This is a genomic window from Shewanella sp. 10N.286.52.A9 (assembly GCF_041468985.1).
Classification (GTDB): Bacteria; Pseudomonadota; Gammaproteobacteria; order Enterobacterales; family Shewanellaceae; genus Shewanella; species Shewanella japonica.
Genome location: NZ_JBFRJQ010000005.1, coordinates 237920 through 252517 on the forward strand (window position 1 = coordinate 237920; position 14598 = coordinate 252517).

Annotated in this window: 11 protein-coding genes and 1 tRNA gene; 9 read left to right on the forward strand and 3 right to left on the reverse strand. The window is 41.1% G+C overall.

From position 1 onward, the window contains the following. The first annotated feature begins 161 nt into the window (after positions 1-161). Complete coding sequence (gene dsbC / locus AB4128_RS05110) at positions 162-890, forward strand: bifunctional protein-disulfide isomerase/oxidoreductase DsbC (protein WP_055025176.1); 729 nt, start codon at positions 162-164, stop codon at positions 888-890. A 106-nt stretch (positions 891-996) separates the two neighbouring features. Continuing rightward, positions 997-2721 (forward strand): single-stranded-DNA-specific exonuclease RecJ, encoded by a 1725-nt coding sequence (gene recJ / locus AB4128_RS05115; protein ID WP_372037160.1) that lies wholly within the window; start codon positions 997-999, stop codon positions 2719-2721. A gap of 291 nt (positions 2722-3012) precedes the next feature. Here the strand turns inward: recJ and AB4128_RS05120 are convergent. Continuing rightward, positions 3013-3088: transfer RNA gene (locus AB4128_RS05120), tRNA-Phe, on the reverse strand. A 368-nt stretch (positions 3089-3456) separates the two neighbouring features. Between AB4128_RS05120 and AB4128_RS05125 the strand changes: the two genes are divergently transcribed. From AB4128_RS05125 to AB4128_RS05135, 3 genes are read left to right on the forward strand one after another with little or no spacing between them, the layout of a single operon-like run. Then, on the forward strand, positions 3457-5799 hold the full coding sequence (locus AB4128_RS05125) for an RND family transporter (RefSeq protein WP_372037162.1): 2343 nt from the start codon (positions 3457-3459) through the stop codon (positions 5797-5799). Further along, positions 5789-6538, forward strand: a complete 750-nt coding sequence (locus tag AB4128_RS05130; protein ID WP_372037164.1) for a hypothetical protein — start codon at positions 5789-5791, stop codon at positions 6536-6538. The genes AB4128_RS05125 and AB4128_RS05130 overlap by 11 nt, the downstream gene beginning before the upstream one ends. Continuing rightward, the gene (locus AB4128_RS05135; RefSeq protein WP_372037166.1) at positions 6529-7581 is read left to right on the forward strand and encodes a 3-oxoacyl-ACP synthase III family protein; all 1053 of its coding nucleotides are present in this window, start codon (positions 6529-6531) and stop codon (positions 7579-7581) included. Before AB4128_RS05130 ends, AB4128_RS05135 begins: the two co-directional genes overlap by 10 nt. Before the next feature lie 77 nt (positions 7582-7658). Here the strand turns inward: AB4128_RS05135 and AB4128_RS05140 are convergent, their stop codons facing one another. After that, a complete protein-coding gene (locus AB4128_RS05140) occupies positions 7659-8420 on the reverse strand; it encodes an outer membrane protein assembly factor BamD (protein WP_055025181.1) in 762 nt (253 codons plus the stop codon). Positions 8421-8545: 125 nt separating this feature from the next. Between AB4128_RS05140 and rluD the strand changes: the two genes are divergently transcribed. The 4 genes from rluD to AB4128_RS05160 all read left to right on the forward strand — a co-directional run bounded on the left by rluD (position 8546) and on the right by AB4128_RS05160 (position 13496). Continuing rightward, the gene (gene rluD / locus AB4128_RS05145; protein ID WP_055025182.1) at positions 8546-9520 is read left to right on the forward strand and encodes a 23S rRNA pseudouridine(1911/1915/1917) synthase RluD; all 975 of its coding nucleotides are present in this window, start codon (positions 8546-8548) and stop codon (positions 9518-9520) included. Positions 9521-9543: 23 nt separating this feature from the next. Then, entirely contained in the window at positions 9544-10302 is a 759-nt protein-coding gene (pgeF, locus tag AB4128_RS05150; protein ID WP_372037168.1) for a peptidoglycan editing factor PgeF, read from the forward strand. A 140-nt stretch (positions 10303-10442) separates the two neighbouring features. Next, complete coding sequence (gene clpB, locus AB4128_RS05155; RefSeq protein ID WP_372037170.1) at positions 10443-13016, forward strand: ATP-dependent chaperone ClpB; 2574 nt, start codon at positions 10443-10445, stop codon at positions 13014-13016. 168 nt (positions 13017-13184) lie between these two features. Continuing rightward, on the forward strand, positions 13185-13496 hold the full coding sequence (locus tag AB4128_RS05160) for a hypothetical protein (RefSeq protein WP_055025185.1): 312 nt from the start codon (positions 13185-13187) through the stop codon (positions 13494-13496). A 127-nt stretch (positions 13497-13623) separates the two neighbouring features. Here AB4128_RS05160 and AB4128_RS05165 read toward each other — a convergent pair whose 3' ends face one another. After that, positions 13624-14073, reverse strand: coding sequence for a DUF4124 domain-containing protein (locus tag AB4128_RS05165; RefSeq protein ID WP_119968038.1), 450 nt, complete (start codon positions 14071-14073; stop codon positions 13624-13626). Positions 14074-14598 lie beyond the last annotated feature (525 nt).

Below are 14598 nucleotides of genomic sequence, written 5' to 3' on the forward strand. Positions count from 1 at the left end.
TGCGTTGTGCATGATGTCTCTTGTTACATAAAAATTGATACATATCGCCAGCAATGAGCGGGATATAGTTGCTTTAATATGACATTCTCTGTAACTTTTGCCGTCAAACTCTGGTCTATGTAATTAGCTGACTCATCAGTTTTATCAAATAGGATTTTTTAATGAAGTTAACAAAAGCATTCTCTTTTGCTATGACCCTTGCTGTTGCGCCACTATTACATGCCGCATCAGCCTCAGATATTCCCAATGAAGCAGAGCTGAAACAGCAGGTTTCTGATGTGCTTGGCGTTAATGTATTGAAAATTCAATCATCACCGATTGACGGATTGTATCAAGCCTTGACTGACCGTGGCATTTTGTACGTTTCTCCAGATGGTACTAAGTTACTACATGGCAATATGTATGATTTAAAGAATGGTATGCAAAACTTAACCGAGGCTGCATTAGCGGGCCCTCGTGTTGATATGCTCAAGCCATTTGAAGACGACATGTTGGTGTACAAAGCGAAAAATGAAAAACATGTCGTAACCATCTTTACTGATGTGGATTGTGGTTACTGTCGTAAGTTACACCAAGAAATGGACGGTTATAACGATTTAGGCATTACAGTTCGTTATTTAGCTTACCCTCGTGCAGGTATTCCATCAGCAAATGCCCAAGAAATGGAAGCGGTATGGTGTGCTAAAGATCCGCTACAAGCTATGACTGATGCTAAAACGGGTGGCAATGTAAAAGCTGCAAGCTGCGATGCAAACATTGAGGAGCAATACCGCCTCGGTCAAGCATTTGGTATCAATGGAACACCTGCAATCGTTTTAGAAAACGGGGTGTTAGTGCCGGGTTACCAACCACCGTCAGCATTATTAAATACCATTAAAACTAATCTCTAATACCGACAGGTTTAGAATAATCGTTTTAACCGAAAAAGGTGAGCCATTGGCTCGCCTTTTTTGTTATCTTAACGTGTCGATTACTCCACTAAAATAAGGTGTGTTTGTGGCCCACAAAATTGTTCGCCGAACTCAGGTAGATGACAGTCATTTACCGCAATCTATGCATCCATTACTAAAACAGTTATATGCTCGACGTGGAGTCGATTTAGCTGGCTGCGAACTGAGTTTGTCGAAGTTACTTAGACCTGAAACCATGCTCGGCATTGACACTGCGGCGAAGATTATTGCTGACGCGATAGCTGCTGATAAGTCGATTTTGATAGTGGGAGATTTTGATGCTGATGGCGCAACCTCGACCAGTGTGTGTTTGATTGCATTAAGAATGATGGGAGCCAAGCATGTTGACTACCTTATTCCAAATCGCTTCGATTATGGTTATGGGTTAAGTCCTGAAATTGTTGCCGTTGCTCAGTCTAGAGGGGCGCAGTTATTGATTACGGTCGATAACGGCATCTCATCCATTGAAGGTGTTGCAGCCGCTAAACAATTAGGTATGCAGGTGGTTGTAACTGATCACCATTTACCTGGACAAACCCTCCCCGATGCAGATGCGATAGTTAATCCTAACCAAAACGGTTGTGAATTTGCCAGTAAGTCTATTGCTGGGGTTGGCGTTGCGTTTTATTTGATGTCAGTGCTTAGAAAAGAGCTGCGCCAAAGAGACTGGTATCAGCAGCAACACATTGCTGAGCCTAACCTTGGTTCCTTACTTGATATTGTTGCTTTGGGCACGGTTGCTGATGTGGTGTCGCTTGACAGTAACAATCGTATTTTGGTGCAAGCGGGTTTACAACGAGTTAAGACGGGGCGTTGTCGTGTTGGCATTACAGCATTACTGGAAGTCGCAAAAAGAAGCCCACAACGTATTGTTGCATCAGATTTTGGATTTGCTGTCGGGCCAAGATTAAACGCTGCCGGTCGTTTAGATGAGATGGCGCTGGGTGTTGAGACATTGTTATGTGAAGACATGATGTTAGCAAGGAGAATGGCTGATGAGCTTGATGGCTTAAATGGTGAGCGTCGCGAGCTTGAAGCGGGAATGCAACAAGAAGCGTTAAAAAGTCTGCAAACATTAAGCCTTGATGAATCAGATTTACCTTGGGGACTTGCTTTGTTTCAGGATGACTGGCATCAAGGTGTGATTGGTATTTTAGCTTCAAGAATCAAAGATAAATATCATCGCCCTGTGATTGCATTTGCTGATGCTGGCGAGGGTGAAATTAAAGGCTCTGCGCGTTCAATAAAAGGCTTGCATATGCGAGACCTGTTAGAGCTTATTAATAGCCGCCACCCTGGGATGATTATCAAATTTGGTGGTCATGCGATGGCGGCGGGATTATCACTTCGTGCAGATGCATTTGAATTATTTCAGTCAGCATACGATAAAGCCGTACGTGAATTGTTAAAGCCTGAACAGTTAACGGGTGAGATCTTATCTGATGGTGAGTTGCCGATAGCGTTGATGAACCTAGAAACGGCTTTCTTACTGCGTGAATCTGGTCCTTGGGGACAGTCTTTTGAAGAGCCATTATTTGATGGTTATTTCAGCGTGATTCAACAACGTATCGTGGGGGAGAAACATTTGAAATTGGTGTTAGAAACCGACTGCGGCTCAGTGATGATGGATGCTATTGCATTCAATGTTGATTTACAAACTTGGCCTGACGCCACAATTAAGCACGCTAGACTTGCGTACAAACTGGATGTAAATGAGTTTAGGGGAAACCAAACTGTGCAGATGTTGGTTGATTATATTGAACCTGCATAGCTAACAACCAGTTATTAAGAAGCACTCTAACAAGACGTTTCTAACAGGTAATTCGCTAACAGAGAATCTCAACAAAGACGAGCTTGTTTCACGCACCTATAGTGTTAGGTGAGTAGATGATTAACTCACTCATCACCAAACTTTAGGCAGCTTAATGGTTGCCTAGGGTTATTATGACTAAAGCCGGCGAGGGTAGTTGTCAGTTTTACTGCAATTTATAACAGATACAAAAAAGCCTCGCATTGCGAGGCTTTTTTGTTATTTGGTCGCTTTCGCCACCAAATCTAAATATGGTGCCCGAACCCGGAATCGAACCAGGGACACGAGGATTTTCAATCCTCTGCTCTACCGACTGAGCTATTCGGGCGACGGACGCAATTAAACGTTTTTTGTGGTCTGGAGTCAACTTTTTTTTATTGATAACTGTTTTTTTTAGCTTGTTTGAGCAAGATTTCCACAAAAGGCCTAAATCATAAGCTATTTGTTAAGAAAGCAGCTATGAATAAGTCTATCCGGAAAACGCTACGTATGGGTTCATTGGGGAGAGTATCGAGGCTTTATGCTGACTAGCGTTAAGGTAGTGGTGCTGAATACTCCTGCTAGCATGTTTGGAAATATCAGTTTATCGCATTAACTATTAACTTTTTTGTAACTTGCTGAACAATAAAACAAGATTATAAGGTCTATTAAGGTAACTGAATAGAAAACTTAATAGCAGTATGAGGAAATAGTCATTTGAATTGGCAATTGTCATTAATCGCTGGCTCGCAAAAACACCCTTTAGGGGTGTGGGCTACCGTATTGCTATTGGTGCTGCTCAGTATCATTGGGGCAACGAAGATTGATCTTGATGTTAATTTTAACGACTATTTTGCCCATGATGACGCAGGATTTGTTGGACTAAATCAACTTCAGCAAACATTTGTCCGCGAAGATGGTTTACTGCTTTTATTGGAAAATGAGCAAGACTGGCGACAACCTGAGCAGCAAAGTCGATTACTTGATTATATTGAATATTTACAATCTGATCAGCATATCAGCGCGATAGGGGGGTATGCTGCATTTATTGAACGTCTGCCAGTTGTAAACGAGTCTTCTGTGGTTACGGGGCAGAAGCAAGCGCTCACTCAATCACTCACTCAATCATTAACTCACTCGCAATCTTCAAGTCAAAATCAATCAATAAGCGATAGCCTGCTTTTAAGTTATAAACAACATCCTCGCTTACCTTTGGTGTTATCTGACAATGGTAAAGCTATTATCCTGAGTATTGAGTTTAGTCAAAACGATATGCAGCAATATTCAACAGAGGCGCTGTGGCGCCTGGAAAGTATTGATCGTTTGCAAGGTATCTCTGAGTCATTTTGGTCAGTTAAGGCTGCGGCAGCGAGCCTTGTGCCTAAATTCAATCAAGCTCAAAGTGCTGTGAAGGTTTTGTTGTCAGGTGAACAGGCGCTCAATTGGCAATATGCTAAGGTGTTACGCCATGACCTAAGTTGGTTTGCACCCAGCCTATTTGTCATTATCGGTCTAATGGCATTAATTTTTATTCAAGCTAGATTATGGCTTTTTGCTATCGCACTTAACTGTGCAGTGACCTTAGCTATAGTACTTGGAGTCGCAGGTTGGTTTAATCTTACTATTGCAGCGATAAGTGCATTTATACCAGTGATAATTATTACCTTATCACTGGCTTACTCCGCGCATTTATACCTTGGCTGGCAAGCTGGAATAAAAGCGGGTGACAATAATCCGCTAATTTTTAGCTTCTCACATAATAAACAACCCCTACTGTACGCAACACTGACGACCATATTGGGTTTTGGCTTACTCGCTTTTAGTCCTTCACCACCGATACAAGTTTTTGGGATATTAGTGGCCATTGCCGTGGCTTGCCATTATCTACTTTGTCACAGTTTATTGGTGACTATCGTGAGCAAGGCTAATCAGAACTATTCTGATGGCAAGTTACATGTCTTTGTTAATCCTGTGGTGACGCTAGCCAAACGAGCGGCGTTATTGCCAAAGTCAATTCTCATGGTGGTAGGACTCGTTTCAGTATTGGCCTTATTAAGTGCCAGTAAACTTGAGCTTAATGATGATCCGCTTAATTACTTTCCTGACGATAACCCCTTTACTCAATCTAAACTCACTATGCAGCAAGATTTTTTTGGCATAAATCCATTGTATTTTGAGGTGGGGACTGGTTCTGTCCCTATGTATGACAAGCAATATCTGGGCTTTTTATTCCAATTTGCTCGCTTTTTGCAACAACAGCCAGAAGTTAACCATGTCACCCATATTGGTGATTGGGTAAAAAGTGCCGGATTATCGCAAAGTCAGCTTAAACGGATCATGACACAACATAGCGTCAGTGATATCGGGCTTGAAGCAGAAATCTCATCACAATATCAATCGAGTTTAATCACCGTTTATTTAACCTCCCTCACTGCGCAGCAAATGTTAGCGTTCGAAGCCAAAACAACTGCATGGCTTGCTGCAAATAAAACCGCTTTATCAGTAAGCCCAGCATTAGGCAGTAGTTTATTGTTCGCTCATTTATCCATTCATAACGCAAACAGTATGTTGTGGTCATTTGGTATTGCGTTAGTGGCCCTAAGCCTAGTGTTAGGCTTTTTGAAAAAAAGCCCATACTTTGCTTTGGCGGGGTTAATGGTTAACTTTTTGCCCTTGCTTTGGGTGTTCGCTATTTGGCAACTGGTTGGTGGGTATATCAGTATTGGCAGTGCGGTCGTATTAGGCATCATGCTTGGGATTATTGTTGATGATACTTTGCATTTGCTGTTGAAGTTACCTGAGCCACAAACATCTGATATCGACAGTCGTGCAACTTATCTGCAATTATTTTGGACGCATTATGCGGGCGTTATTCCGGTGATTTGTTTTACCAGTTTAACTTTAGTACTGGGTTTTGGCATTGGATTAGCGTCCGATTTTGCGCCTATTGCACAGCTAAGTTTGTTGTCTTGTATGGTGATTCTATTGGCATGGCTCTTTGATGTTTTCGTATTGCCTGTTATTTATCAACTGCGGAGACAAAGCATTAATGACAATTAAGATTAAACGTTGTTTTGGCAAGCAAGCTTTGCCAAAGGTTACTCAAGGCAATAATGCACTTAGGCTTCAAGATTGGATAAATCTTCAGGCTCAAACCCCACTTTTATTTTCTGATAACCAAACGGAATCAATGGCACGTTTATTACCCCTATTATTGTGTGGTGAACAGTCGGCTCAGTTGGTCTTTAATCAAGAAATTATTAGATTACATGTTCAAGACTTAGAAAAAAAATTATCAACACAGACATCACAAAGGAATGGCAAGATAGTGACATCACTAATGGAAGTCGAGTCTGACGAGTGTCGTCATGATATAGCCTTGCAAACAGTATCGGATAAGCTTCCATACATAGAAGATACCCGCCAAGTTCAACGGTTGGCAAAAAGGTTTTATAGCGGTTTAGGTCGAGTAAATGATTACAGTCAACACTTTGTTCGTATTGCTATTTTAGATACATGTGTCACCCAAATTATGCAAGCATTTGAAACCAGCAAACTTGGAGGAGAGCACCCTTTTAGTGTGTTATGTGGCTTGATTAAAAAAGACGAAGCCAAGCATGTATACATTAGCCGTCATCATGCCATCGAATTAGGGGCGACAAATGACGACTTTTATCAGCAACAATCCTTAATCACACATGAGCTTTTTCAATTACTCACCAGCCAACATCACTCATTTGAAAATATGGGGATTTGCTTAGATGCTATCCAACATAAATTGGAGGAAAAATGGCAGTAAAATTTGCGCAGCATGACCTATCATTATTAGGCATTTCTCATCAATTGCCTAATGCAAATATCAATAATGAAGCGCTACTAAATGCCTTGTCTCAACAGTGCAGTAGACTTGCAGCGCGAAAAGCTAAAACCATTGCGAAGCGTTTGGGTATTGAGGGGCGCCATTTAGTCAGAGATCTATCGACCCCAACCAGTTCAACATCTCCTTCGAGTATTGAGCTTAGTCAGCAAGTACTGACTCAAGCTTTAGTGAATGCAAACCTTGATATTGAAGCGTTAGATTATTTACTCAGCCACACATGCACACCTCATACACAAGTCCCCCCTAATGCAGCATGGCTTGCAGATGCAATGGCATTTCATGGTCCCTATTTAGAACTTAGACAGGCTTGTACGGGATTTGCCAACGGATTACAAATTGCGTCGGCCTTTTGCGCTGTTAATCAGCAACCCGTTTCAATAGTAGGGGTAGAAACAGGCTCGGTTTATTTTGATATGGATAACGACTTTATCGATACCGAGCAATTGGTTAATTATGTACAAATGGGGGATGGCGCAGCTGCAGTAGTACTAGGGCCTCAAGATGAACAGGCTGCCAAAATATCTGATATTTATTTAGGTCAAATTGGACATCAAAAACCACCAGGGTTTTATCTTGATGGCGGGGCTAATGATGTCGGGACAAAACAAATGGCTCGATTCCATCACAACACCCAAGCTGTACGAGAGCAAGGTAGTCAGTTGTTTGAGCTAGGTTGGCAAGCACTGCAAAGCCGAGGCTATCAGCTAGATGATTTTGCATATATTTTGCCTCATCAGGCCAATGGACATATTGATGTGCTAATGGCAAAAGCATTAGGCATTTCACCAGAGCGAGTGATCAATGATGCCAAGCATCTTGGTAATTTAGGTTCAGCCGCTATTTGGGTCAGTTTATCGAGGTTGATTCATTCAGGACGATTAAAAGCAGGTGACAAGGTGGCGGTACTCGGTGCCGAAGCCACTAAATACCTTTATGGCGGTTTTGTTTATCATCATGTGTAATCTTCAAAACAAAAAAGCCTGCGATATATAGCAGGCTTTTTATATTAACGTAGAATCAGCAATATGATTCTTGACTGTTATTTGAGTAAGTCACTATCTGGATAGTTAGCAGCGATAACCGTTAATGTATTCTGTTGAAGTTGCTCTTGGCCTAATTCACCATAAGCTTGCGCCATAATTTCTAAAGCTTGCTCGGTTGCTGGTGTGCCAGGGAACTGCTCCATCACAGATTGTGCACGAACAGCTGCTGCACTCCATGCTTCCATTTTGATATAATACTCAGCCACTTTAATCGAGTATTGTGCTAAACGGTTTTTAAGGTATTGCATACGTTGCTGAGCATCAGCCGTATACTTACTGTTTGGGTAGCTTTTGATTAAACGATCAAAATCTTTAAAGGCGTCTTGTGCATTTTTAGGATCACGATCAGTTCGATCGATATTCATCATATCGTGAAATAGGTAATTATCTGCCTGCATATTAGTTAAACCACGCATATAATAGACATAATCAATATCTGGATGCGTTGGGTTTAAACGAATAAAACGATCGATATTTGCAATACCTGATGCGACGTCATCCATTTTGTAATAAGCAAAAATCATGTCCAATTGAACTTGAGTTTTATGTGGGCCAAATGGGTAACGAGAGTCTAATGCTTCAAGTGTTCTAACTGCTTTAGAGTAGTTTCCTAGCTCCATTGAGGTTCTAGATTGAGCATAAAGTCCCTCTGGAGACTTGCCACTGAGGTCTTCATCTTCAAAACCTTTAGAGGTACTACATGCTGTTAAAGCTAATGAAAACAATACTAGGGCGGCGCCTTTGGCTAATTTATACATATGTAAATTCAATTCTTTTATAAGTTGTTGTTAAGAATTTTTCCATTTCACTGTAAAATAGAAAACAATCCGATTGTAACAGATAGCACATTCACTTTGGACCCCAAAAAAGGGGTACGGTTCCTATGACACAAGAGATTAACCTAAAAAGCGAGATCACAGCAATCCAAACCGGTTTAAGATTAGACCAAGCTTTGGCTGAATTGTTCCCTGATTATTCCCGTACACGCATCAAAGAATGGATCCTATCTGGTGCAGTTTCAGTCGATGGCGTTGTTGTCGATAAGCCTCGTGAGAAAGTACTAGAATCGCAGTTAATTGCGGTAGAAGCAACGCTCGAAGAAGAAGTAAAAGACAAAGCACAAAAAATTGACCTAAATATTGTCTACGAAGACGATCATATTTTAGTGGTAAATAAGCAAGCTGGCTTGGTTGTTCACCCTGGAGCTGGTAATGCTGATGGCACATTGTTAAATGCGCTATTACATCATTGCCCTGAGATTGAACATGTTCCTCGTGCTGGTATTGTGCATCGTTTAGATAAAGATACCACTGGTTTAATGGTAGTTGCTAAAACGGTTGAAGCACAAACTCATTTAGTTGCAGCACTTCAGGCGCGCGATATTGTACGTGAATACGAAGCGATTGTGATTGGGATGATGACCGCTGGCGGAACAGTAGACGAACCGATTGATCGTCATGAAACGCGCCGTACACAAATGGCAGTTGTTATGGGCGGTCGTCCTTCTGTTACTCATTATCGTGTTGCTGAAAAATTCCGTGCTCATACGCGTTTAAGATTGCGCTTAGAAACGGGGCGTACTCACCAAATTCGTGTTCACATGTCATACATAGGTCATGTGTTGGTTGGCGATCCTGTATACGGTGGTCGCCCACGTCCGCCTAAAAAAGCTAGCCCAGAGTTTTTTGATATTTTGAAAAACTTTGAACGTCAGGCGCTACATGCAGTACGTTTGGAGCTTGCTCATCCATTTACCCATGAAATCATGTCATGGCAAGCGCCTATCCCTGAAGATATGCAAATGCTGACCAGAGCGTTACGTCAAGATACTGAAGAAAACCCAATCGAGTATTTATAAGTATTCGCTGCGAAGGGGATAGCGTGTATCACGTAAATTGGCCAATACCTGACAATATCGGCATCGCCATGACAGACCGTCATGGCGGTGTGAGTCAATCGCCTTTTGATAGCTTAAATTTAGGCTTACATGTAGGCGATGACCCTCAAGATGTATTGGCTAATAGAGCTTTAATTCAGCAAACTTTAGCGATTAATGTGCCAGTCACTTGGTTAGATCAAGTTCATGGCACTACTATTATCGATTACTCAAAAGTAAGTTCTGCCAATGTAAGTCCTGCCAATATTTCACCTCAGTCTATTCCTCCCAAAGCTGACGGAAGCTATGTTGATCATGCCAAAGTGGCGTTAGCCGTCATGACCGCCGACTGTTTGCCTGTGTTGCTATGTAATAAAGTAGGAACTGAAATTGCTGCTGTGCATGCAGGGTGGCGTGGATTGTGTGATGGGGTTATCGAGTCTGCAATAAAGCGCTTTAATGCAGAAGCCTGTGACATAATTGCTTATTTGGGACCAGCAATTGGTCCAAATGCTTTTGAAGTGGGCGCAGAGGTAAAGCAACAATTTGTTGAACAAGATATTGAAGCTAAGCAATGCTTTAAACCACATGGCGTGAAATACTTAGCCGATTTATGTGGGCTTGCAACCATGCGTTTATCTAAACAAGGAATAAAACACATTTATAGTGCAAATGTGTGTACTTTTACTAACCCTGATTATTTCTCTTACCGCCGAGATCAACAAACAGGACGAATGGCTTCTTTTATTTGGTTAAAATCTTAATCTGTTTTATCGATTTGATCTTAATCAATTAATCTAACAATAATGTGCAGAATTTTATTCCCACGATTGAAAATTTCATAAACATCCCCATATTTTAATTATCAAATCTTTCGTTTTTATTAAATCGATTAGGAGGACGTATGAGACTTGATCGTATGACCAACAAATTTCAAATTGCTATTTCAGATGCGCAATCATTAGCATTAGGGCGTGATCATCAGTTCATTGAACCTACTCATTTGATGATGGCGTTATTAAACCAAGATTCTGGCTCAATTCACCCTTTACTAACACAAGCGGGTATAAATGTTAGTGCACTGCGTTCTTCTTTGAGCCAAGAGTTAGAAAAATTGCCACAAGTGGAAGGTACTGGGGGAGATGTTCAGTTATCTCAGGGCCTAATTCGTTTACTTAACCTTTGTGACAAGCTAGCTCAAAAACGTAAAGATAAATATATCTCATCTGAACTATTTGTGATGGCCGCGCTTGAAGGAAGTGATGCATTAACCAAGTGCTTGAAAGATGCAGGTGCCAGTAAAGAGTTATTGGAAACCACCATTGAACAAATTCGTGGTGGACAAAAAGTTGATGATCCTAATGCGGAAGATCAACGCCAAGCCTTAAATAAATATACAGTGGATCTTACTGAGCGTGCCGAGCAAGGCAAACTCGATCCCGTGATTGGTCGTGATGAAGAAATTCGTCGCACAATTCAAGTGTTACAGCGTCGTAGTAAAAATAACCCTGTGCTCATTGGTGAGCCAGGCGTCGGTAAAACCGCCATTGTTGAAGGTTTAGCTCAACGAATTGTTAATGGTGAGGTTCCTGAAGGCATTAAGAATAAGCGTGTACTGTCATTAGATATGGGCGCGTTAATTGCTGGTGCTAAATATCGTGGTGAGTTTGAAGAGCGATTAAAAGCGGTATTAAATGAGTTAGCTCAAGAAGAAGGTCAAGTCATTCTGTTCATCGATGAACTGCATACCATGGTTGGTGCAGGTAAAGGCGAAGGAGCAATGGATGCAGGTAACATGTTAAAACCTGCACTTGCTCGTGGTGATTTACATTGTGTTGGCGCAACAACGTTAGATGAGTACCGCCAATATATTGAAAAAGATGCAGCACTTGAACGTCGTTTTCAAAAAGTGCTGGTGGAAGAGCCTAACGTTGAAGATACCATTGCAATATTACGTGGATTAAAAGAGCGTTATGAATTGCACCACCATGTAGAGATAACCGATCCTGCTATTGTTGCCGCCGCAAGTATGTCGCATCGTTATATCTCTGATAGAAAGCTACCAGATAAAGCTATCGACTTGATCGATGAAGCGGCATCAAGTATCAGAATGCAAATAGATTCAAAACCTGAAGCGTTAGACAGATTAGATCGCCGTGCTATCCAGCTTAAGCTAGAAGAGCAAGCACTTGCCAAAGAAGAAGATGAAGCAAGTCGTAAACGATTAACGCATTTACAAGTTGAGCTGAAGCAAGTTGAAGAAAAAGCCAGCGAACTGAATGAAATTTGGCATACAGAAAAAGCAGCCTTAGCTGGTACGCAACATATTAAAGCCGATCTCGAACAATCAAGAATGGATATGGAAGTCGCAAAACGTGCGGGAGATTTAACTCGCATGTCAGAATTACAATACGGCCGTATTCCTGAGTTAGAAAAGCAGCTCGATTTGGCTTCGCAAGCAGAAATGCAAGATATGACGTTATTGCGTAACAAGGTCACAGATATAGAAATCGCCGAAGTACTTTCAAAGGCAACAGGAATACCTGTTTCTAAGATGCTAGAAGGTGAGCGTGATAAGTTACTGCAAATGGAAGATGCACTACATCAGCGAGTGATAGGTCAAAATGAAGCTGTAGAAGCGGTATCAAATGCAATTAGACGTAGCCGAGCTGGACTTGCCGATCCGAATCGCCCAATTGGTTCATTCCTATTCTTAGGGCCAACCGGTGTGGGTAAAACTGAACTGTGTAAATCATTAGCTAACTTCTTATTTGATACCGAATCAGCAATGGTTCGCATCGATATGTCAGAGTTTATGGAAAAGCATACTGTCTCAAGATTAGTCGGCGCACCTCCTGGCTACGTGGGGTACGAAGAAGGTGGATACTTAACTGAGGCTGTTCGCCGTAAACCCTACTCAGTCATCTTGTTAGATGAAGTAGAAAAAGCGCACCCTGATGTATTCAACATTTTGCTGCAAGTGCTAGATGATGGTCGCTTAACGGATGGCCAAGGCCGTACTGTTGATTTTAGAAATACCGTTATCATCATGACGTCTAATTTGGGTTCTGACATTATTCAGGAAGGTTCAGCCTCTCAAGACTATATGCAGATGAAATCGGCCGTAATGAATGTGGTGACGCAGAGCTTTAGACCAGAGTTTTTAAACCGTATTGATGAGACCGTGGTATTCCATCCGTTAGCTGCAGAGCATATAGCGCATATTGCAGAGATACAGTTGCAGAACTTGAAACAACGCTTGGCTGAAAAGGATTTCACCATGGAAATCTCTAAAAATGCATTGGTGTTAATTGCCGAAGCTGGCTTTGATCCAACGTATGGTGCAAGACCGCTTAAACGAGCACTGCAACAAGAAATTGAAAACCCATTAGCACAACACTTATTAAAAGGTGAACTACTCCCAGGTAAACCGATTATGATTGATGTCAACGATGGACTACTGACGTTTACCCAATAAATAGTCAGCGACAGTAATAAAAGGAATGGTAAATACCATTCCTTTTTTATTGGATTATAACTTTACAGTAGGCATTGAACCCATAAGCTTGCGACAAGTGAATTGATCTACTAACTTCAATATGTTCCCTTATGAATAGCAACCTGATTTCAAGTAGAAGGATATAACATGAATAAATCAGTCGTATTAGGCTTTGCTTTACTCTCAATAGCTGCAACCGGATGTTCTAGTTCACCAGAAAAACAAGAAGGTGAAATTATCGAAGTCGGTAATGTTGAATATAATAGCTTATACCACTTTGGCTACAACACAGGTTGCACCAGCGCATTAGCACAAAAGAAATCAAATGAGACACTCGAGTCCATGAAGGATAAAACACTTGATGGCATTGATGCATTTGATAATGGTTGGAAGTCAGGAACTGAGACATGTAATAGTGGCACGTTTAAATCGATGTATACAGTTGGTAAAGCAGAATAACCTGCTCACGTAAACTGAACTAGTGCAGCAGGTAGAGATGATATATACCTTGAATAGGTGTCATGAATAGTTAATTAAAAAGGAGCCATTGGCTCCTTTTATTATTGCAGCTAATAAACTTGATATATTATTGACAAAAAAGCTGCTTACGTTCTTCGTTCTTTTCAATTTGAGCCAAGCGTTCTTCTTCAGTTATGACTATCTCTTCACCTGTATCAGCATCTTTGCGATGTAAGTGTTGATATGTGTTTAATACATTTAAGCTGTGTTTGGCACTTTCACAAATTGAAGCCGCCTGTTCAGCATCTCGCTCTTTGATTAATGCAGCTTTTTGAGCTAAATCCATTTCACTAGTACTAGACTGTGAAGAAGAACCGACAGATTTTACGGGCACATAACCTACTTGAGCGGGCTCAATGTCCTCGCTGTATACTTTTTTAGAGTCAACATCTGCTGGTGGTTGCTGGCTATAATGAGAAACACCGTCTTTATCTACCCAAGTATAAATAACAGTTGCTAAAGCTGACTGCGAAAAACAAACAAACGAAACTAAATACAGCAAACGTAAACTAAGCATAAACATTCCTAGATGGTGGAGCCTAAAATCCTTTAATCAAAATAAAATAGGCTAATTGACTGATAAAACCAATAGCTAAATCAATATACTTGACCATAAAAGCGTAAAGATAGCCTTATAGAAAGGGAACTAGATTATAAAAACCGTTTTCTATTTCGTAATAGAAAGAGGCAAACTAAGCCTTTAAACTGCAAAATTGAAGATAATTAAATCATAGTGGTTAATTAATAAACGCTTAACCCCCATTTGTCATAAAAGTTTAAAAAAGCCCTTGCACGGTTTCATAATCTCCCTATAATGCGCATCCACTGACACGGCAACAGGCACTAGCCAACACTGAGTCAGCTTGATTTGAAGCGGTTTTAACCACCTTAAATCAACGGCGAAAAGAAGTTTGAAAAAACACTTGACGCTGACAACGGGAAGTGTAGAATACGCATCCCTGACCAACACGGTCAACGCTCTTTAACAATCAAACAAGTAAATCTGTGTGGACACTCACAGGTGTTGAGTTAATCGAAATTG